Genomic DNA, 18,681 nt, shown 5'->3' with positions numbered 1-18,681 from the left:
ATGTCAACGCGAGAACGACTACAAACATCTGTGATGCCTGAGGAACTTAAGGCTATTCTGGACGCCACGAATAGAATCGCCGCAACTGATACGTACGCATCTGAGCTAGAACGCCAAGCTGCTGCAGTCCGCGATGAGGCCAAAGAGGCTCGTATCGCTGCGTTTTCGCAGGCCGCCGCGCGACTCACTCAGCTCATCGAGGAGGGAAATGCTTCACTAGTCGAGATTGCTACTGTCGCCGCCGAACTGCGCGATCTCGATCCCGAAATCATTCGACTCTACGGGCAACCCGAAGCCGATAAACTTATCGCTACATTTACCGAAATACAGCCTGGCGCTCCCGCTATCGATCTGCCCGCCGAGCGAGCGGCTCACTACACGGGTGTTATCACAGGGGAACCGACAAATCTCGTCCTGCATCACCGCGAGCCATCCCGAAGCCGTCATTACGTACAACCCTTTTCGTCTCCGTGGTTGACCTTTGATGTGCCAGTGAGGGGTCGCTCAAGCCGGGATCCTGAGGTCAAAGACACGCTCGCCGTCGGGGTCGAGCTAGGAGCACTACGGCAGGCGCATATCGGTCGAGGTACTATTCAGGCAATACTCGATGCCGCCTCTTTTTCAATGGGTTATAATTGGACGTACGGTCATACGACGTCAAATCGTGCTACGCTACACACATTACGGCAACAGGCTGCGTTATTTGCCTCTCTTGGCTACGAACCGTTCGACACCCATGCCCTCGATGAGGCATGGCATCAAGCCGAAAAACACGAGAAAGCACAGCGAAAAGCTGCCGCTCGCCGATCATCATTCAGCGGTATTATCCTTAGGTAATTGATACTTTTCGCTTATTATTGTAAAATTACCTTAGCGTCTCTCGTCGAGAGACCGTTACATGAGAAGGGAGTCGGTATGACCGACGCTCGCACCACCACTGGCTTCGCCGCCCTTAGCATGGATGAGCTCCTAGAGCGTAGGGCGAATGCGATGCTAGCTATGTCGGGGCTCGAAACCAAGCTCCGCCAGCTCATGAGGGAGGGCTACGGTGATCCCAAAGCTGAGTACCTCGACTGCGTCAGCAACCTTGTCCTGGAACTCGCCCTGCTGTATCACCTCGACAAAGAGCTGGCGTTTCGCAACCGGCCCACGCTACGCAAAAAATACGCGTAGTAGAGGCACTTCATCACGCCGCCCCCACGGAAAGGCCGCTCCGGACATCAGTTCGTGTAGAGCACTCAGGCCACCCCGTCGGGGCGGCCTTTCCGTAGTGAGTGCAATTAACCCGCAAAATCCTAACACCGAGCACGCATATGACGAGACATGCTACAATGGGTACATGGTCAAAGCTCAGGTTACCAACGAAGAAATCCTCTCGACACTCTCGCAATTTGCCGATAGCGTCGATAAGCGCTTTGATAAAATTGAAGACAATATTGCTGAGCTTAAATCAGATGTAGCTGAGCTTAAATCAGATGTAGCTGAGCTTAAATCAGATGTCTCAGAACTGAAATCAGATGTAAACCGAATCTATGGCATCCTCGATACCCACATGTCTCGCATCGAAACACTCATCCAGGAGACGAAAGTCCAGGCACACCAGCAAGCACGCTTGGAGCGCTGGATCTTTCAGCTTGCCGACCAAGCAGGGGTACACCTGAAATACGATGGCTGATATCTGGGATCAGCATATTGACTAATAATCTTATTGTTGTAAAATATATTTGAGAGGGCATACCACATGCCCCTTGTTTTTTGACAGAGAGAGTTTAGACGAATCAGGAGTTGTGGTCATAGAGTCTATGACTATGGCTGCCGCTCCTGATTCGTAGCCCCTGACGGATTCCCCGTCACTGCGAGCAGGAGAGGAGGCATACTTCATGAGTTGGAACTTCCCGCCACGGTTCGTCATCAAACTGAACGACGGTGGTATCTCGATGTCGATGTACAGCACGCTGTACGTCAGCGAGATCCGCCCCGATGGGTTCATCGCCAAGGCCTTGAACGACTACCGCTTCAACGGGACGTTCAACCCCGCCTTCCCCCGCGCTGCCGCCATTGGCAGCGTCATCCATGAGGTGGCGCTCCGCTACGGGCTGCTCCGCATCGCGCGCATCCGCATCGATGCCGCCGACGGCAGCAGCGAGGCCGACCGCCAGCTGATCGCTCAGGCGGTCGCTTTCGGCGAGCTGCTCCAGATGCACCAGGAGGCCATCAGGGAGCTCGAACGCCTCGCCCGCGAAGCACGCAACGTCGACCTCGGACACCAGTTCAACTACCACAAGTACGAGCTCAACCGGACCGCTCGCGAGCTGCGCGAGTGGCGCAAGCTGTTCCGGCGTGGCAAGTACCAGTGGGACGAGTTGCCCGAGTGGCTCGAGACACCCGAGGACGTCGGGCGCTGGCTCGACGAGCAGACGGCGCAGCTGCGGCGTGACCGCCTGGCGCTGACGCGCGAGCGGCAGGCGAATGCCAAGCTCGTGGCCATCCACGAGCGGGACGTCGCCGATTACAAGGCGCTCGTCGAGCTGGCCAACGCCGAGCTCACGCGGGCCTACCAGACCATGCTCGACTAGCCCCAGCGCACATGTGAAGCGGGAGCTGGGGGATACGCCCCCGGCTCCCGCTTCACGCGGAATCTATCGCTACAAACAACTCTCTCTGTTATACAAAAAAGACCCCATGTGGGTCGTTCTTTTTTTATTGCTATTTTTTTAGTTCGAGAGTGGTGGGGGCGCACAGCGTGCGCGCCCCCACCAGCTCTCTCAGCGAGATGTGTCAGCCGACGAGGCTGAACATCTTCGCCGCCCGCTGGTCGTGCCGGTTGGGGTCGAGGGTCTGGCCCGTGCGGGCCGCGTTGACCCACTCCTCGAGGTCGGCGAAGTCGTTGGCGTCGAAGTCGACGTGCTCGCCCGGGTGGAGCGAGACGACGAACGGCTTGACGGCGCCGGCGTGCTTGATCGCCATGAAGGAGACCTGCTCCCGGCCCGGCACGTTGGACACGTTGATCCCGTAGATGTCGCGGACGGTCGTGGACGAGGTCCAGCGACCGGCGCTGTGAGCCGTCGGGGTGTCACCGAAGATGCCGGCGAGCTCGGGCCCGTAGGTGTCCAGGCGGACGTCCGCGCGACCGAACAGCTGCTCGAGCTGGGCGTTGCGGGCCTCGAGGGCGGCGATGCGGGCCTTGTTTCCGAATGCCATTGCTGGCTCCCTTCGTGAAGGTTCTCGCGGCCACGGTGGTCGCGAGGGTACTGCAGGTAAAGCTGCTTTCGCTGAGAGAGTTGTCAAAGGTTCCGGAACCTCCGACTCTTGAAGCGAAAGGGTTTGTCCCGGATCCGGGTGGGACTAGCCAGTCGAGACCAAACAAATCGTTTGATGCCGGCTGGCTAGTTCTACCATATCGGAGAGGGCAGCTTCTCTCGCAAGAAGAGTCATGAAGCACGTTTGGAATCTTCGCAGTGGGAGATATATTGTACCTCACATCACTGATAAAAAGCATTATAGCATAATTACTACAAAAAAGCAATACCTTTTGTCCTGCATCTTGCGGTATTTTGCTATAATCACTAGTATGAGCGCCAAAAAAGCCACAGTATCACACCCAAAAGCACCGATCGTCAATCGTCGCGCCCGATTTGATTATGAGCTTGACGATGATATCGTCGCCGGCGTATCACTTACAGGACCAGAGGTGCGGGCAGCTCGTGATGGACATATCCAACTCCGTGGCGCCTATGTGACGATCAAAGACGGAGACCTATGGCTCAACAACGCAAGTTTTAGTCTGAAGCTCAACGAGAGAGGTAAGCCCGGTGCCCACAGCGTTGATACGAGACCCCGGCGACTACTGGCAAGCAAACGTCAAATTGAACTATTCTCCGCTCGCAAAAAACTTGGCATGACGATCGTCCCCACAAAAATGCTGACCTCGGGCCGCTATATCAAAGTTGTCATCGCCCTTGGCAAGGGCAAGAAGCGTTGGGACAAACGCGAAACAATCAAGCGGCGCCAAGCTGACCGCGAGAGCAGCGCCCAAATAAAGCACGCGCGGTAATTACTTCGCTATTGCAACCACACTAGGTCTGAGATGGCCTTACTTGGATCTCACCCCCTCCTCCGACAGACAGTTGGCCCTTATGGGCCAAGGCCCGCCAAGAGCGAAGGCTGATTTAGTTAGCGGCGGGCCGGTTGTCTGGAGTGGGGAGGGGGTGAGATTTAAGTCTCTATTTGATTTATCCATTTTTTCGTTGTATAATACAGACTTCACCTACACCTGGAAGGGAGGTGAGTGCGGTGCCCAAAGGCGCAGTGGTTGCCATCAAGTGGTTGGTTATCGCGTTTGGGGTGTATGTCGTCATCAAGAATCCCGCGATGGCGGCGGACATCATCAAGAGCATCTGGTCGGCGCTCGTGTCGATCGCAGAGGCGATCATCACGCTGTTCGACCACCTGCTCGGCCGCAAGTGACCCCGTCTCCGGAGCCTCGACGCTCTGGGGGCGGGGTCACCCCGCTACAACTCATTGACCGCATGATGCGGTTTTTTTAGTCCGATTTCGTGTGACTCTTGATCTGCTCGGTGAGTTTACGCCACGTGAACTTGTTTGTATCCGTATCATAAAACTGACGTATGGTGCGAATGGGAAAGTAAATTAACAGATAGATAAAGATCGGCATACGCGCCTGAGCACTTTTGACGCCGTGCGCCTTAAATGTCCGTTCGTATCGCATGATATAGCGATAAAAATCCTTGGGCTTGTCCTCGATACGTCGTGCCGACATACCGGCCACCATCAGAGGTGCATAGGCAATTTCAAGACCATGCTGAAACAGCGTAATGGCGATGCTGACATCCTCGTGATGCTCGTCATTGGGGTCTGGTGGAATATGGTCCTTGATGGCGTCCCATGCGGTTGCCCGAACAGCCATATTGGTCCCGAACAAAAAACGATGATCTTTGGCGTTTTGGTGAAGTAGTTTGCGAATGATATTGTCTGCTTTATGACTTAGTTTCTTGAGCGGCATGTCGTAGTACACCACTGGTCCTGAGGCAGCCATCACCTCGGGATCAGCAAACACTTCTTTGACGGCCTGCACCCAGCCTGGCTCGAGAATCGAATCTGCATCAATCCTACCCATCACTTCATAGCTAGCTTCCTGAAAACCACGATCACGCGCCGGTAAGACGCCTTGCTTTTTTTCGCTGACGACACGAATGTTTGCCTGAGGGTACCGACGAGCGACGTCCCGCGCAATACTGAGCGTCGCATCACGAGAATTATTGTCAATAACGATAATCTCATCCGCTAAAGGGGTTTGTGTCGCGCACGCGACAAGGCATCGCTCAATGACTGATTCTTCGTTATATGCCGGTATAACTATGGAGAGAGAGGGTAGTGGCTTCATCAGTGATCCATTATAATTGACTTAGTCTCAAAATACCAACTATACCTACTGGTATAGCACCACGGGGTTACTCTGGAACTACCCGATCTTCTTGCCCTTGAGCAACTCGCCATTGCATTCGTTTTGTCTCAGGGTTGTAGCGGCGCAATATTGGCGCAACACCGAACTGACCAATGGTAGAAACGAACGCAACCGGCGCCATTACACAGGCGCGCAGGTGATAGTCACGCAACCAGTAGGTGCGTAGCCACTGAAAATTGTACTTGGCATATAGTAAGGGCGTATTCATCAGACGACGAATCGATGCTTCGATCTGCATATCACGAATATAGTCGATCTTACCGCCCTTTTCTGAGATAGCGAGAGCAAGATCAAGATCTTCCATGATCCTTGGCTTAGTGGAGGCAATCTTCCGTACGGCCCGCCACGCTTTTTGCGTGACAGCCATGTTGCACCCATATAATGTAGCGGTTCCCGTTAGTCGGTTTGAGGTACTCGTGAAAAATATCGACAATGTTGCTACGAGCTGCCGTAGGGGAGCATCGTAGTAATATACCGTGCCGGTAGCAGCCCAAAGCTCCGGGTGCGAAGCAAAATGTTGCTTTATGGCGTGCGCCCAGCCTGGCAATATCTTTGCGTCAGCATCAACGCGCGCCATAACCATACCCGTAGCACGGTCAAAAGCGGTATTTCGAGCCGGTATCAATCCCTGTTCTGACTCATGGACGACAGTGATATCTGGAAAATGTTTCTTGATGATAGCGACAGTATCGTCGGTCGAGTTATTGTCGACGACAATAATCTCATCTATATCCTTTCGTTGCTCCATAAGTGATGATAGACAAGGCTTAATCGTATCGGCTTCATTATACGCGCAGACAATGACGCTCAAGGTTGGTGATATCGCTTTCATGCCATTTTTTCACCTATGAGTGTACCGACAGTATCGCCACGAGCTGCACGGGCTATATTTCCCTCCGTCAGGAGATCACAGATCACGATAGGAATGTGCTGCTCAAGCGCGAGACCGATTGCCGCCTTGTCCATGACGGTGATAGAGGGGTTAGCGATGACTTCATCGTAACTGAGATGCTCATATTTGGTAGCTGTGGTGTCGAGAGCCGGGTCTGCGGTATAGACACCGTCAACCTTCGTTGTCTTGACTACAACATCACATTGTAACTCTAGTGCGAGATTGACCGCAGCCGTATCGGTCGTGAGGAACGGCCGCCCAGTTCCGCCCGCCACGATCACGACCCGGTGTTTATCGAGATGGCTCACCGCTCGACGGTGGGTAAATTGGTCAACAAGCTGATTCGCCTCGATATTGCTCAGTGCTCGCGCATCGACGCCCTCGCTATTGAATACATCAGCCAGTGTCAGCGCATTCATAAGTGTGGCCAGCATACCGACATAATCCCCAGTGATGCGCTGTATTTTGTCATCAGCAAGCTGCGCTCCACGCGCATAATTGCCACCACCAACCATGATGACGATTTGTACCCCTGTCGCGAGGGCTTGTTTGAGCTGTCCAGCGATCCACACGGCACGCTCAGTATCAAATCCGCTCTCGTGAGAGCCCTGTAGTTGTTCGCCTGAAAGTTTGAGTAAGATTCGTTTATACATGAGCTTAGTATAGCAGGTGTGACCACTGGAAAACGTATTGACTTTTTAACTATAATTTGCTATAATATGCAACGATGTCACGCCTACACGCGTGCATAGTGCGAGCAACCCTCGCGCTTGACAAGCTAGGAATCAATTTACTACTGAATTATCCCGAGTCGCACCTTGCTATCAACTGGCTTGATAGTGGTGTGCGATTCGGGAGCCCAAACCCGTCGCAGAGAGACTGTCAATGATCGAAACCATCGTTGTCGCGTTGCTGCTCCTTGCCGCAATCGGCACGCGCATCTATGCGCGAAAGAACAGCGACGATGCCAGCGGCATCGAAGACAATTACAAGAAGGAGCTGGCCGACTGGCGCTCGCGGCGTGACGCTGCAGAGAACCGCGGGCTTTACTTCCACGAATTGCAGCCCCAGCGTCCGGACACCAGCACCCAGGCCATCACCGGCAAGGTCACGAGGTACGGCAGTGTGGCACTCGCGGGTCTCGCCGCGATCATGCTGTTCTTCTCCACCTTCGTCATCGTCCCCACCAAGGACATCGGTGTGGTCACCACCCTCGGCGCGCCCACCAGCTCCATGTCCAACGGCCCTCACTTCAAGGCACCGTGGCAGGATGTCACTCTGATGGACGGTGCCATCCAGACCGACACGCACAACCGCCCCACCGGAGCCGCCTTCAACGAGGGCTGCATCCAGGTGCGCATCGCGCACCAAATCGTGGCCTGCGCCAACATGTACGTCAAGTGGCAGGCCAAGGAGACGGCGGTCGATGGGCTGTTCCAGAACTACCGCACGTTCGAGAACATCAGGGATGCCCTGGTGACCAAGAACTTGCAGTCGGTCCTCAATGCCGTCTTCGAGTCGTACGACCCGCTGTCGGTCGATGCCGAGACCGGTCAGTCCAACGCACCCGAACTGTCGGTCCTCAGCGGTCAGGCCCTCACCAAGATGAGGACCGCGGTGGGATCCCAGATCGACGTGTCGGAGCTGGCGGTCACCGTCATGAACTACGACGATGCCACCCAGCGCAAGATCAATGACCTCCAGGGCCAGGTAGCCCAGACGCGCATTGCACAGCAAGCCGTCAAGACCGCGGAACAGCAAGCTATCGCCAACGAGAAGTTGGCGGCTTCAGTGTCCAAGGATCCCAACGTCCTGGTCTCGAAGTGCCTCGACCACCTGGCGGACGCCATCGCCAAGGGGTATCCGCTACCGGCTGGCTTCAGTTGCTGGCCCGGCGGCAGCTCCGCGGTGGTCGTGCCCAGCGGAACCGCCACCAAGTAGTACCTGCCCACCTTTACAGAGCTGGCGGGGGAGTGATCCCCCGCCAGCTCGAGGTGAGCCACCGATTCCTAGCTTGTCACGTTTTCACCCCTCAACAGGGTGTTTTTTTATTTGACTAAGTATTTATTTATATTGTTATTTATGTTATAATAATAATGGTAATATCCCATCAAACGAAGGGAGGCCCCCTGTGGCCACCGAAGTACCTAGCAAGTACGGCTTCTACCACCGCAAGGCCGCCATCGCCTCTTGGGCGATGGCGGTGTGTGGCATTACTGGCCCCACCATGCTTCTGGTTGGGCTCATGATGCGTCCGAAAGTCAACTCGTACCTGCTGATCTGGGGAGTCGTGATGTTGATCACAGCCCTCTTCCTCGGGTACCGAGGCGACCAGCTGCTCGCCAAGCGCGACCGCGAATGGAACACGGGCTGGTTCCACGTCACCCGCTACGCCTGGGTGAGTGTCCACAATGAGCGAGCGGCGAATCATCTCTACAAGCTCTCCAAACCAGGGGTGGCCGGCCTCAACCCCGTCACGCTGTGGATGGGCAACCACGAGATCGTCTGCCAACGACCCGACCGCGGTCTCATGGACCAGTTGGTCGCCGGCCAGCCCGTCTACGGACGGCTGCGCTACAGCGATGAGCTGAAGGGGTGGGAGCTGGAGGCACTGCCGATCCCCGGCGAGTGATCTCTTATCCTCAGGGTTTTACCACCAGACCCGCCCGATGCCTCCTTGAAGAGCGTCGGGCGGGTCACCGCCCTTTCATGTAACAACCATTTGATTGATCCGGCTACGCCAGGGTCTTTTTTATATGAAACCAAAGCACGCTATAATAACCTCATGAAGTTATACTCCTGGAACGTCAATGGAATTCGTGCCGTACTAAGCAAGGGAACCTTGCAGCGATTTATCGCCGATCATGACCCAGACATTCTCTGTTTGCAAGAAACCAAGGCCGAGCGTGGGCAAGTCGAGATCGACCTACCACAATACGAAGAACATTTCTATAGTGCCGTCAAAAAGGGCTATAGCGGTACCGCTATCTTTACCAAAACGCCCGCCCTTCGCTATATCGACGGCTTTCCTGCGAACATTATCGCTACTTACGGCGTCACGGGTGACAGCTACGGTGACCCCAATGCCGAAGGACGTATCATCGCCGCCGAATTTGACAAATTTTGGGTCGTGACCTGCTACACACCAAATAGCAAGGGTGATCTCAGCCGGCTGAACCTCCGCTATCAGCACTGGGACCGCGCCTGCCTGGCATACCTCCGACAGCTCGAAACCTCAAAGCCCGTCCTCTACTGTGGCGACATGAACGTCGCTCATCAGGAAATCGATCTGGCTAACCCCAAACCAAATGTCGGCAAGCACGGCTTCACGGACCAAGAGCGAGAACGATTTGGCGACTACCTAGAAGCGGGCTTTGTGGATACGTTCCGCGCCGCCTACCCGGACCGCAGCGAGGCATACACCTGGTGGACGCATTGGGCAAATGCCCGCGCCCGCAATGTCGGCTGGCGCATCGACTATTGGCTGGCAAGCAAAGCTATCGCTGGCCAGATCAAAAACCCCACTATCCACCCCGACGTCATGGGCAGCGACCATTGTCCGGTCAGTATAGAGCTGATATAATTGTCATATGAGTTCAGACGATGTTTCAAACGCAGAAATTATGTCAACACTTTCTCAGTTTGCCAATGAAGTAACTGAGCGGTTCGAGAAGATTGATGATAGGTTTGAGAAAATCGATGATAGGTTTGAAAAAATCGATAAACGGTTTGAGCATATTGATAGTCGGTTCGAGAAGATTGATAAGCGGTTTGATAAAATGTTTGTCTACAACGAACAACGCTTTAGCGCGATCGAAAAAACACTCGAGAATATGGCCACAAAAGACGACATCAGACGCCTCGAATCTCTGATAGACGGCTATGCGGCAAAATTAGATACCTATGCCGCCGAAATGGCAGCTATGCAACACAAGATCGACCGTTTGGAACGAATGATAGACTACCTCGCAAAAAAAGCCGGTGTAAGTCGTACAGTTCTCGAATCATTATAGATAGACCTAAACAATGTGAATATCCGTCATCACTCAAAAAAGATTGTCGTTACCGCTGCCGTGGTAGCGATCGTAGGTATCCTCGGCTGGATTGTTTTGACACCACACCAGACAACGGCACCATCAACACCCCCTCCTTCTGAGCAAGTATCAAAACCAACTCAGCCCCCGACGTGATGGTTTCGCTTCCTAGAGCCACCCCCATTGTCGCTCTCAAGGAAGATTATGCAAGTGATGCAAGTGTGTGGCGCGTCGTCAGCAAAGACTATCCTCTCAATAATCCGCATTACACTCCTACTGTCAGCCTTGCTACAGTTGCCACGAGGAGCGACAAGCCACGCGAAGAACGTTCACTACGAACAGATATTTTGCCAGCAGTAGAAGCGTTATTTGCTGCCGCAAAGAATCAAGGCTATGATCTGATGATCGGTAGCGGCTACCGCTCATACGAGCAGCAAGCCATTTACTACAATAGTTACGTCGCAAAAAATGGTCAGGAAGTTGCCGACACATTTAGTGCTCGCCCAGGCCGTAGCGAACACCAAACTGGCCTGACATTTGATATCAGCTATGTTGATCGGTCCTGTTATCTTGACACGTGTTTCGGGGATACTGCCGCAGGGAAATGGCTCGCCACCCATGCTGCAGAGTATGGCTTTATTTTGCGCTACCCAAAGGACAAGATCAGCGTCACAAAATATACCTACGAACCGTGGCACTTTCGGTATGTCGGCAAAGATCTTGCGAGAGCACTAAGCCAATCAGAGCTCGCCCTCGATGAAGCCAAACCTTATCTTGATGCAGCACTTAGTGAGCTCAAGCAGCGCAGTCAGGTCAAATAATCTACGGCGTTACCGCTAGCTGAACCTCATTACCCAGTACCCGGTGAAGGTACGCACTGCGCTCTGCCACCGTCGTGCCAAAGGCTGCAGTTGCATCGTTGGCCTCTGCCAAAGGCTGCAGTAGGAGATTGTGTCTCGCTGCTAAGTTACTCGCCGCCTGGTCGGCCGCCGACCACTCATAACTCATAAAGGTACCGACAAACGACATGTCTGTTATGCTCACGACACCGTTTTGTTTGGTAACAGTAAACCCAGCCACACCTCCTGTGAGCTCATCTGTTTTGAGCTGGCTGGAAAGCATATTGCCAATCGAGTACCAGACAAGTGTCTTGCCTCCAGAGGGACGATCAAGCCAAGATACTCGTTGGACGACGTGAGGACCCGTGCCGATGACGACATCCGCCCCCAGCTCAGCAAATTGTTTTGCTGCTTGCTGCTGGTCTGTGTTGACGATATTGCTATCCTCTGTGCCCCAGTGAGTAGACACGATCACCACATCCGCGTTAGCCCGTGCCTCTGTAAGAAGCTTCTTAACTAGCGCCGTGTCGTGGTAATTATTGAGACTATAGCTCGCAGGCACCGTCACATTGCTAAAATCAGCAAAGGCGATAAATGCTACCTTAAGACCATTTTTTGTAAAATACCGTACCGTGTTTTGCTCGGCCGATGAGCGGTTGGCGCCACTGTATGCCAAAACGTGTTGAGATTGCCAGTTGTCAAGTGTTGCGTTGATCGCTAGCTGGCCCTTATCGGCGATGTGGTTTGTCGCGAGATTGATGACATTGCAGCCTGCGCCCTTGGTAAGGCCGTCAGCAAACTCGGTCGGCGCGTTGAACGACGGATAGCCGCTAATGCCGAAGGCCGTACCGCTCGATAGCGTCTCGGTATTGCAAAACACAACATCGGCTTGTGTATAGACGGGTCGAATCCGGCTAAAATAGGGGGTGAAGTTGTATCCTGATGCTATCTTTGCTTGCGATACCACCGAATCATGGGCCAGCATATCACCCATAGCCGCAATCCTGATTTTTTGCGATGGCGAGGACGGGGACACCGATGTTTGAGTAGCGGAGTTGGTCCCTGATGATGGGGTCTTGGCTGGCCGTGTCAAGAAATACCACGTCATACCCACACTCATGAGGGCAACTGCAATTCCGGCTATCCACCGCATTATACGGCTCCTACGTTGCATCTGCATAGTCTCAGTGTACCAGAGAGAGATTTACTGTATACTAAAAATAGACTAACCGTAGGAGAGTGTTAACAGATGTTATCTGCCAGTATCACCCAGCGCTTCGAACGAGCAAAAGCATCTCAACCCGAGTATCGTCCAAACAGCCGCGTCAGCGCAGAGCTTGGGACAAAATCGCTTATTGGCATCATTGGCCCGTGTTCTGTCGGAAAAAATTACGTGATTGACCACTTGACCGACAATGATAGCCGATTTCGCTCTGTTCGCAGTATCTCTACCCGCGAGCCACGCCCCGACGACACGCCAGATACGATGCAGTTGTTTGCCAAAACCGATGAGGGCATAGGTGAACTAGTAACACTCATCGAAGAGGGACGCGCCGTAAGCTACGTCATTCATCCGACAACGGGTGAGCTCTATGGAACGCTCGACACCTCTTATCCTGGTGAGTTCAATCTCCTCCCAATGCTCAGCAACTCGACCGACATGTATCGTCGTCTACCGTTTCGTGACGTACGCCTTATCGGCCTCGTTGCCCCTCCAGACGCATGGGAGTCGTGGTTTAACCGGCGTCACTTTGAGAGCGCAGAAGACCGTGCCAAGCGGCTCGCAGAGGGCGCCCAATCTCTTGATTGGCTGCTCGCCAACACCGACGCTTCTATCATCTGTAATCAACCAGATAACCCTGATTACGCTGCTTCTGCCATCAAGACAGTGGTTGAGCAGCGATTTGTGCTTCGCGATGAACAAACGGCCGAACAGCTCCTCTCAAAGATAAATGCCTTGAGGTGGTAAGGAGGGTCCAATGACTACTGACACTGCCGCGAAACGCCCCCAACTAACACTGCTCTTTCTACTGCGAGACAACCAGATTCTCTTGGCGATGAAAAAAATCGGCCATGGCAGTGGAAAATGGAATGGCACCGGCGGGAAGTGTGAGCCAGGCGAAACTCCCGAGCAGGCGGCAGTTCGTGAGTGTCAAGAGGAAGTGGGGGTCACCGCCAGGGCTATTACGCCTGCTGGTATCTTGCGTTTTTATCAGGAACCCCCTGTCGACATGTATTCAAATATCGATGTGCACGTCTATACCTGTCGTGAGTGGGAAGGCGATCCACACGAAAGCGAGGAAATGAAACCAAAATGGTTCAATATTGACACTATTCCCTATGAGAATATGTGGCAAGATGACCAACACTGGCTTCCGCACGTCCTAGCCGGCAAGATCGTCGATGCTACATTTGTGTTTGATGATGCGTATGAGTTAACACGCCATGACGTAATGACAAAGGAGGCTCTATGAGTAGTAAAAAGCAGCCACTCGCGATCATCGATATCGACGGGACGCTGTTTCGATGGCAGCTCTATCATGAGCTTGTCTTTAAACTAAAGGAACAGGGCTATTTCGGTGAGGAAATAGCTAAACAGCTCGACAAATCCTTCAATCAATGGGTATCACGTAAGGCCAGCTTCGCGAGCTACGAACAATTTGTCGTCGATACCCTCGTTGGTAATCTCACCTCGATTCCCAGTCACGCCTTCGATGAAGCCGCTCATCAAGTTGTTGCCGAGAGTGGTCACAAGATATATGTCTATACTCACAAGCTCATCAAAAAACTCCGCAAGGACGGCTACTATATCCTGGCACTGAGCGGTTCCCAGCAGGAAGTTGTCGCGCCATTTGCTGCACGCTATGGGTTCGATGATTGTATCGGATCCGTCTATGAGCGCTCTGGCGATAGCTTCACCGGCAAGATCGAACGCTATGTTCCCGGCAGCAAGCGAACTATCATCAGCGACTATGTCAAAGAGCATGATCTCACGCTGACAGAGAGCGTTGCCGTAGGCGACTCCGATAGCGACATCGGCATGCTTGAACTCGTGACATACCCCATAGCGTTTAACCCCACCGTGGAACTACTGCATACCGCACGACAACGGGGGTGGAAAGTAGTGATCGAACGCAAAAATATTGCCTATACTCTGACAGGAGCAGCCGGTGACCCCTACGTATTGGCAACAGCAGACCGCCTCTAAACCACTCTTTCCCGATATCGAGTGGAGTAAACCAGAGCAACGTGCGCTCGCAGGGCGACTCGGAATTATTGGCGGCAACAAACTCGGCTTTGCGGCGGTTGCCGAAGCATACTCTACTGCACACGATAGCGGGGTAGGGGAAGTACGCGTGCTCTTGCCTGATGCTCTGAGAAAAACCATCCCACCGTCTATGACAGAGGTTGTCTTGAGCCCCAGCAACCCAAGCGGCAGCCTCTCCCGTGAAGCGCTACCCGACATGCAAGCACTTGCTCACTGGTCAACGATGCTACTTCTCGTCGGTGATGCCGGACGAAACAGTGAAACCGCTATCGTGTACTCCGATATGCTTCGCACCTATAGTGGACCACTGGTCATCACCAGAGATGCTATCGACCTGATCAAAAACGACACCGCCGCTCTTGTCAATCGTCCCTCCACGGCACTGGTGCTATCCTTTGCTCAACTCCAAAAACTCTTTCAAGCCGTCTACTATCCAAAGATGTTGACATTCAGTATGCAGCTGATGCAGCTCGTGGAAGCAGTGCATAAGTTTACTATCACATACCCGGTAACGCTGGTGGTGCTCCACCGCGAGACAGTTGTCGTTGCCCATGATGGCAACGTGACAACGACCGCATGGGAAAACCCGCTCGCTATCTGGCGCGGCACGACGGCGACCTGCGCCGCAGCCTACTGGGCATGGAACCCCTCTCATCCGCTCGAAGCCCTCACGGCAAGCCTGATTACAGATCAAACCTGAATCTCACCCCCTCCTCCGACAGACAGTTGGCCCTGATGGGCCAAGGCCCGCCAAGAGCGAAGGCTGATTTAGTTAGCGGCGGGCCGGTTGTGTGGAGTGGGGAGGGGTTGGGATTTAGATAAGTCAAGGGTTGTAGTATTTCTATTTATGTGTTATAAAAATATTAGTCTACACCCCCGACAGAAAAGGAGTAGACTCGTGAAACCAGCAGGAGTTATTCGTCGTGTGGAGGTCAACGACAGGCGCCTCCGAGCCGACATCCGGCGACTCGCCGGCCAATGCAAGACATCGAGGTTCCGCACTATGCGCCGCAGTAGCGAGACGCTGCTTGAGGCGCTGGGTGCCGAAGACTGGGACACTGTCTTCGTTCAGCTCGGACACATCGCAAGGGGTCAGCGCAATCGTCAGGATGACCGCGTGAGATTGGCGCAGGACCTGATGACGCGGCTGCGCCCCTACATCGATCCCACGCTGAGTCCACCGCCGAGCAGCCGGTAGCTGCTCACCCCCGCTCTACGAGACCCGTCCTCGAGGCAAATCCGCCTCGGACCGTTCCTCGAGGGCGGGTTTTCGTTTTATTAGGAGTGACAATAAACAATCTGCTGGTGGGCCGGGGGGGACTTGAACCCCCACTCACGTACATGAACCAGATTTTGAGTCTAGCGCGTCTACCAATTCCGCCACCAGCCCATCGGCACATTCTTTATTGTCGCTACTCTTGTTGCCATAAGCACCATGTAGGCATTACACATCCGTTATTGTATACTATATCGCAGACAGTTACTAGTATGCGCCCAGATGATACCCGCCCAAAACCAGCCCTTGCTATACCTCCGCGACAGACGGTGAGTACGCATGATGTCCGTGGCGAAGGTACTCAGGAGGCCGCATCACTCATTCGAGACCAAATTGACACGATTTACGCCACTCCTTCACAAGCTCCACAGACAACGCCGGTCATTTCACCCCTGTCATTGCAGCAGGACGAAGCGCCCAGCCCCTACGCGCGAACTCACGATGAAACTCAGCATCATATCGAACCCTCGATCTGGCAACAATATCACACCGCCTGGCAAAGTTATTACCAACAGTATTACGCCCGCTACTATCTGAGTCAGGTACATCAAACAAAGCAGCAATTGGCTGCAGAGGCGAAGACCGCTCAGCCAGATGAGACGCCAGAAGAAATGACAACAGACGAGGCAATCTATGATCTCAGGAGTCGCGTGCGTCAGGCTATCAACACTCGTGCAAAACAAGTCCGAAAGAGTCGCCATTTTGTACCAGTGTTGTCGGCTGTATTTGTGATGTTGGTGTTTTTGTTTCTCCAATACAACCGTGTTCTCCTTGCAAACATTGAAGCGTACGTGAGTCCAGGAAACCTTGACGTTCAGAGTATTATCGTTGATCCGAGCCAAAACGCAACTATCGGGCCCGATCCGCTGCTTATCGTGCCAAAAATCAATGTCCAGGTGCCCATCATCTGGGATGCGGTGGCTAGTGATCAAAACTCACTCAACGTTGCTATGACTAAAGGTGTTGCATGGTTCAATATTCCTGGTGCCAGCAGCCGACCGGGCCAGATAGGAAACGCTGTTTTTTCTGGTCATAGTAGCAATGACTGGCTCGATCAGGGAAATTACAAGTTTATCTTTGCTCGGCTTGAACAACTTCGAGAGGGCGACACAATCTATATAAACTACGAGGGTAAGCGCTATACCTATCTCATCACCAGCACAAAGGTAGTCAAACCAAATGATGTTTCCGCATTAACCTTTCCTGTTGATAAACCGATCATCACCCTCATCACCTGCGTGCCACTTGGGACTGCCAACAACCGACTCCTCGTGTTTGCCGATCAAATCAGCCCTGATCCAAAAGCAGCTACCGCCAAACCAACCGGTGGCGGCAACACGACCGGCTCTATGCCAAGCAATTCGCCGACATTTCTCGAACGATTATTTGGTGCCCGCTAGGTTTACTGGGCAAGCTGCACGCGAACTAGTTGCGCCCCTGAAGCAGAGGGCACGTAGCCGTAAAAGTATTTACCATTGGGTGAAAGTGCCGGTGATACCGCCAACGCACCTGGAATAACCACTTGGTGGTTCGCGCCATCAAACTCATACAGTACGCCGCTCGTATCAGCAAAATGAAACATATCGAGCCACGCCACTGGTCTACTCTGAGCAGCCGCGAACGTCACCCGAGAGAGCGCCTGCAGCTCAAGATCATAGGTGATAGCTGACTGATCTGTACTGACATAAACAAATCGAGCATCCTTGGGCGAGAACCCGACGCGCTTCGCTGAGCCAACTTGCGGTATTGTTGCAACCGGCTTGAGTACAAGAGGGCTGCCGCTATCGCTTGCTGGCAAATTACCTGAGGAGATTTCCACTGAATCACCATACCCAATTGCCGTATAGGTGACGTTATAGTAGCGCGCGATTGCAAACGAAAGGGGTGCTACACCATCGTCAGTATAGGTTTTGACCGTGAGCGGTGTGCGTGCACCATCGGTCAGATAGCCAACAGAGCGGGTTTTGGTTGGTTGATCGAGTGCTGTGACATAAGTCAGGGTTGATGCATCGTATTGAGAAAACTCGCTGATACCGGTAAGCAGCGGCCCAGAAATAGTCATTGAAGCCAGATCCACGCGCCGCACTTCGCCAGTCTGGGTGATAACATACAGTTGGCGATTGTTGCCAATTCGAAACGCTGCTGAGCGAATGGTGATACCGAGTGCTTTAGTGACATTCGTCACCGCATGGTCGCCGCTGGTATCGAGCACCAGCCATTCCTCAGTGCTCCCGTAAGTGTGTTTCAGTAAAACATAGCGGTTATCGTCATCCCATGAAACCAAACTAAATTGTTCCGATAGCCCGGCTGCAGCTTTTGTATAGCTCTGGTCAGAAAGAGTAATGCGCGTTGGGGTAAATGTATCATCATCAGGATGAAATAGTGTCACTGTCGGCGTGTTCGCCGCATCTTTGACAAGAACCGATTTGAAATCGTGCGACGTGATTGCTCCCGTCATAGAAGTAAACTGCGCAAGAGGAACTATCTCAGGGGTGGTGGGGACGAGCAGGGCATAGTTGAGCCAGAGTATGCCACCCGGAATCACTTTGACGTTTTTTTGCCAACTTCGGTACCCATCTTTGAGTAGTGTAACAGTGTGAACACCTGCGGTAGCTGTAATTTTCGTCGGTGTTCTGTTTGCGAGGCTAGCGGTATCAACTGTTACCGAAGCTCCCTCAGGACGACTAGCAAACTGGATAAGGCCCCCTTGCTCGAGACGCCCGTCGTGGGCATTGTAGCGATACCCCTGCATTACCAACACCAAGATAGCCACGATAACCAACACCGCTAGCGTCATTAAACTATAGACAAACGTTAACTGTACACGCTGTTTCCGTTTTGAGGGTGTTCGATACATAGACAGCCTTATTATACTGCTTATTGCATA

24 protein-coding genes and 1 tRNA gene are annotated in these 18,681 nt (G+C 53.2%); 18 read left to right on the top strand and 7 right to left on the bottom strand.

The features are described from left to right. The 4 genes from L336_RS04525 to L336_RS04510 all read left to right on the top strand — a co-directional run bounded on the left by L336_RS04525 (window position 1) and on the right by L336_RS04510 (window position 2,576). Window positions 1-837 carry a hypothetical protein gene (locus L336_RS04525; protein WP_015642038.1) on the top strand — a complete coding sequence of 279 codons (837 nt, stop codon included), beginning with the start codon at window positions 1-3 and terminating at the stop codon, window positions 835-837. A 78-nt stretch (window positions 838-915) separates the two neighbouring features. Further along, the gene (locus L336_RS04520) at window positions 916-1,173 is read left to right on the top strand and encodes a hypothetical protein (RefSeq protein ID WP_015642037.1); all 258 of its coding nucleotides are present in this window, start codon (window positions 916-918) and stop codon (window positions 1,171-1,173) included. 166 nt (window positions 1,174-1,339) lie between these two features. Then, window positions 1,340-1,675 carry a V-type ATP synthase subunit I domain-containing protein gene (locus L336_RS05730; protein ID WP_015642036.1) on the top strand — a complete coding sequence of 112 codons (336 nt, stop codon included), beginning with the start codon at window positions 1,340-1,342 and terminating at the stop codon, window positions 1,673-1,675. A gap of 205 nt (window positions 1,676-1,880) precedes the next feature. Further along, window positions 1,881-2,576, top strand: a complete 696-nt coding sequence (locus L336_RS04510; RefSeq protein ID WP_015642035.1) for a hypothetical protein — start codon at window positions 1,881-1,883, stop codon at window positions 2,574-2,576. A gap of 202 nt (window positions 2,577-2,778) precedes the next feature. On the opposite strand, the gene L336_RS04505 is transcribed toward L336_RS04510, so the two are convergent. Beyond that, window positions 2,779-3,201, bottom strand: coding sequence for a hypothetical protein (locus L336_RS04505; protein WP_041191371.1), 423 nt, complete (start codon window positions 3,199-3,201; stop codon window positions 2,779-2,781). Window positions 3,202-3,571: 370 nt separating this feature from the next. On the opposite strand from L336_RS04505, the gene smpB reads away from it, so the two are divergent. Next, window positions 3,572-4,054, top strand: a complete 483-nt coding sequence (gene smpB / locus L336_RS04500) for an SsrA-binding protein SmpB (protein WP_041191370.1) — start codon at window positions 3,572-3,574, stop codon at window positions 4,052-4,054. Window positions 4,055-4,284: 230 nt separating this feature from the next. Beyond that, window positions 4,285-4,467: a hypothetical protein gene (locus tag L336_RS05960; protein WP_015642032.1), complete on the top strand. Its 183-nt coding sequence runs from the start codon at window positions 4,285-4,287 to the stop codon at window positions 4,465-4,467. A gap of 76 nt (window positions 4,468-4,543) precedes the next feature. On the opposite strand, the gene L336_RS04490 is transcribed toward L336_RS05960, so the two are convergent. The 3 genes from L336_RS04490 to pyrH form a co-directional block, all read right to left on the bottom strand. Next, entirely contained in the window at window positions 4,544-5,404 is an 861-nt protein-coding gene (locus L336_RS04490; RefSeq protein WP_015642031.1) for a glycosyltransferase, read from the bottom strand. A 67-nt stretch (window positions 5,405-5,471) separates the two neighbouring features. Then, window positions 5,472-6,317 carry a glycosyltransferase family 2 protein gene (locus L336_RS04485; protein ID WP_015642030.1) on the bottom strand — a complete coding sequence of 282 codons (846 nt, stop codon included), beginning with the start codon at window positions 6,315-6,317 and terminating at the stop codon, window positions 5,472-5,474. After that, complete coding sequence (pyrH, locus tag L336_RS04480; protein ID WP_015642029.1) at window positions 6,314-7,030, bottom strand: UMP kinase; 717 nt, start codon at window positions 7,028-7,030, stop codon at window positions 6,314-6,316. The genes L336_RS04485 and pyrH overlap by 4 nt, the downstream gene beginning before the upstream one ends. A gap of 232 nt (window positions 7,031-7,262) precedes the next feature. Between pyrH and L336_RS04475 the strand changes: the two genes are divergently transcribed. The 6 genes from L336_RS04475 (at window position 7,263) to L336_RS04455 (ending at window position 11,232) form a co-directional block, all read left to right on the top strand. Next, window positions 7,263-8,318: an SPFH domain-containing protein gene (locus L336_RS04475; protein ID WP_015642028.1), complete on the top strand. Its 1,056-nt coding sequence runs from the start codon at window positions 7,263-7,265 to the stop codon at window positions 8,316-8,318. Between the two features lie 190 nt (window positions 8,319-8,508). Further along, window positions 8,509-9,009 carry a hypothetical protein gene (locus tag L336_RS04470; RefSeq protein ID WP_015642027.1) on the top strand — a complete coding sequence of 167 codons (501 nt, stop codon included), beginning with the start codon at window positions 8,509-8,511 and terminating at the stop codon, window positions 9,007-9,009. 153 nt (window positions 9,010-9,162) lie between these two features. Further along, entirely contained in the window at window positions 9,163-9,960 is a 798-nt protein-coding gene (locus L336_RS04465; RefSeq protein ID WP_015642026.1) for an exodeoxyribonuclease III, read from the top strand. 7 nt (window positions 9,961-9,967) lie between these two features. Continuing rightward, a complete protein-coding gene (locus L336_RS05725; RefSeq protein WP_015642025.1) occupies window positions 9,968-10,390 on the top strand; it encodes a DUF2730 family protein in 423 nt (140 codons plus the stop codon). Between the two features lie 15 nt (window positions 10,391-10,405). Continuing rightward, window positions 10,406-10,567 (top strand): hypothetical protein, encoded by a 162-nt coding sequence (locus L336_RS05955; protein ID WP_015642024.1) that lies wholly within the window; start codon window positions 10,406-10,408, stop codon window positions 10,565-10,567. Then, complete coding sequence (locus tag L336_RS04455) at window positions 10,567-11,232, top strand: M15 family metallopeptidase (RefSeq protein ID WP_015642023.1); 666 nt, start codon at window positions 10,567-10,569, stop codon at window positions 11,230-11,232. The genes L336_RS05955 and L336_RS04455 overlap by 1 nt, the downstream gene beginning before the upstream one ends. A gap of 1 nt (window position 11,233) precedes the next feature. Here L336_RS04455 and L336_RS04450 read toward each other — a convergent pair whose 3' ends face one another. After that, window positions 11,234-12,430, bottom strand: coding sequence for a CapA family protein (locus tag L336_RS04450; RefSeq protein ID WP_015642022.1), 1,197 nt, complete (start codon window positions 12,428-12,430; stop codon window positions 11,234-11,236). Between the two features lie 69 nt (window positions 12,431-12,499). Here L336_RS04450 and L336_RS04445 point away from each other — a divergent pair, with 69 nt between their 5' ends. The 5 genes from L336_RS04445 to L336_RS04425 all read left to right on the top strand — a co-directional run bounded on the left by L336_RS04445 (window position 12,500) and on the right by L336_RS04425 (window position 15,716). Beyond that, complete coding sequence (locus L336_RS04445) at window positions 12,500-13,219, top strand: hypothetical protein (protein ID WP_015642021.1); 720 nt, start codon at window positions 12,500-12,502, stop codon at window positions 13,217-13,219. 10 nt (window positions 13,220-13,229) lie between these two features. Next, entirely contained in the window at window positions 13,230-13,724 is a 495-nt protein-coding gene (locus tag L336_RS04440; RefSeq protein ID WP_015642020.1) for an 8-oxo-dGTP diphosphatase, read from the top strand. Then, on the top strand, window positions 13,721-14,458 hold the full coding sequence (locus tag L336_RS04435) for an HAD family hydrolase (protein ID WP_015642019.1): 738 nt from the start codon (window positions 13,721-13,723) through the stop codon (window positions 14,456-14,458). Before L336_RS04440 ends, L336_RS04435 begins: the two co-directional genes overlap by 4 nt. After that, window positions 14,421-15,218, top strand: a complete 798-nt coding sequence (locus tag L336_RS04430; RefSeq protein WP_015642018.1) for a hypothetical protein — start codon at window positions 14,421-14,423, stop codon at window positions 15,216-15,218. Before L336_RS04435 ends, L336_RS04430 begins: the two co-directional genes overlap by 38 nt. A gap of 147 nt (window positions 15,219-15,365) precedes the next feature. Then, the gene (locus tag L336_RS04425; RefSeq protein WP_128817321.1) at window positions 15,366-15,716 is read left to right on the top strand and encodes a hypothetical protein; all 351 of its coding nucleotides are present in this window, start codon (window positions 15,366-15,368) and stop codon (window positions 15,714-15,716) included. A 105-nt stretch (window positions 15,717-15,821) separates the two neighbouring features. On the opposite strand, the gene L336_RS04420 is transcribed toward L336_RS04425, so the two are convergent. Further along, window positions 15,822-15,908: transfer RNA gene (locus tag L336_RS04420), tRNA-Leu, on the bottom strand. Between the two features lie 98 nt (window positions 15,909-16,006). On the opposite strand from L336_RS04420, the gene L336_RS04415 reads away from it, so the two are divergent. Then, a complete protein-coding gene (locus L336_RS04415; protein ID WP_015642016.1) occupies window positions 16,007-17,194 on the top strand; it encodes a sortase in 1,188 nt (395 codons plus the stop codon). Between the two features lie 2 nt (window positions 17,195-17,196). Here L336_RS04415 and L336_RS04410 read toward each other — a convergent pair whose 3' ends face one another. Next, window positions 17,197-18,651: a PEGA domain-containing protein gene (locus tag L336_RS04410; RefSeq protein ID WP_015642015.1), complete on the bottom strand. Its 1,455-nt coding sequence runs from the start codon at window positions 18,649-18,651 to the stop codon at window positions 17,197-17,199. Window positions 18,652-18,681: the final 30 nt, after the last annotated feature.

It is taken from the genome of Candidatus Saccharimonas aalborgensis (genome assembly GCF_000392435.1).
Classification (GTDB): domain Bacteria; phylum Patescibacteriota; class Saccharimonadia; order Saccharimonadales; family Saccharimonadaceae; genus Saccharimonas; species Saccharimonas aalborgensis.
This window is presented reverse-complemented; position numbering and strand designations above follow the sequence as displayed.

Coding starts and splice junctions, on each gene's coding strand:
- L336_RS04525 (WP_015642038.1), top strand. CDS start 1: ATGTCAACGCGAGAACGACTACAAACATCTGTGATGCCTGAGGAACTT.
- L336_RS04520 (WP_015642037.1), top strand. CDS start 916: ATGACCGACGCTCGCACCACCACTGGCTTCGCCGCCCTTAGCATGGAT.
- L336_RS05730 (WP_015642036.1), top strand. CDS start 1,340: ATGGTCAAAGCTCAGGTTACCAACGAAGAAATCCTCTCGACACTCTCG.
- L336_RS04510 (WP_015642035.1), top strand. CDS start 1,881: ATGAGTTGGAACTTCCCGCCACGGTTCGTCATCAAACTGAACGACGGT.
- L336_RS04505 (WP_041191371.1), bottom strand. CDS start 3,201: ATGGCATTCGGAAACAAGGCCCGCATCGCCGCCCTCGAGGCCCGCAAC.
- smpB (WP_041191370.1), top strand. CDS start 3,572: ATGAGCGCCAAAAAAGCCACAGTATCACACCCAAAAGCACCGATCGTC.
- L336_RS04490 (WP_015642031.1), bottom strand. CDS start 5,404: ATGAAGCCACTACCCTCTCTCTCCATAGTTATACCGGCATATAACGAA.
- L336_RS04485 (WP_015642030.1), bottom strand. CDS start 6,317: ATGAAAGCGATATCACCAACCTTGAGCGTCATTGTCTGCGCGTATAAT.
- pyrH (WP_015642029.1), bottom strand. CDS start 7,030: ATGTATAAACGAATCTTACTCAAACTTTCAGGCGAACAACTACAGGGC.
- L336_RS04475 (WP_015642028.1), top strand. CDS start 7,263: ATGATCGAAACCATCGTTGTCGCGTTGCTGCTCCTTGCCGCAATCGGC.
- L336_RS04465 (WP_015642026.1), top strand. CDS start 9,163: ATGAAGTTATACTCCTGGAACGTCAATGGAATTCGTGCCGTACTAAGC.
- L336_RS05725 (WP_015642025.1), top strand. CDS start 9,968: ATGAGTTCAGACGATGTTTCAAACGCAGAAATTATGTCAACACTTTCT.
- L336_RS04455 (WP_015642023.1), top strand. CDS start 10,567: ATGGTTTCGCTTCCTAGAGCCACCCCCATTGTCGCTCTCAAGGAAGAT.
- L336_RS04450 (WP_015642022.1), bottom strand. CDS start 12,430: ATGCAGATGCAACGTAGGAGCCGTATAATGCGGTGGATAGCCGGAATT.
- L336_RS04445 (WP_015642021.1), top strand. CDS start 12,500: ATGTTATCTGCCAGTATCACCCAGCGCTTCGAACGAGCAAAAGCATCT.
- L336_RS04440 (WP_015642020.1), top strand. CDS start 13,230: ATGACTACTGACACTGCCGCGAAACGCCCCCAACTAACACTGCTCTTT.
- L336_RS04435 (WP_015642019.1), top strand. CDS start 13,721: ATGAGTAGTAAAAAGCAGCCACTCGCGATCATCGATATCGACGGGACG.
- L336_RS04425 (WP_128817321.1), top strand. CDS start 15,366: ATGTGTTATAAAAATATTAGTCTACACCCCCGACAGAAAAGGAGTAGA.
- L336_RS04415 (WP_015642016.1), top strand. CDS start 16,007: ATGCGCCCAGATGATACCCGCCCAAAACCAGCCCTTGCTATACCTCCG.
- L336_RS04410 (WP_015642015.1), bottom strand. CDS start 18,651: ATGTATCGAACACCCTCAAAACGGAAACAGCGTGTACAGTTAACGTTT.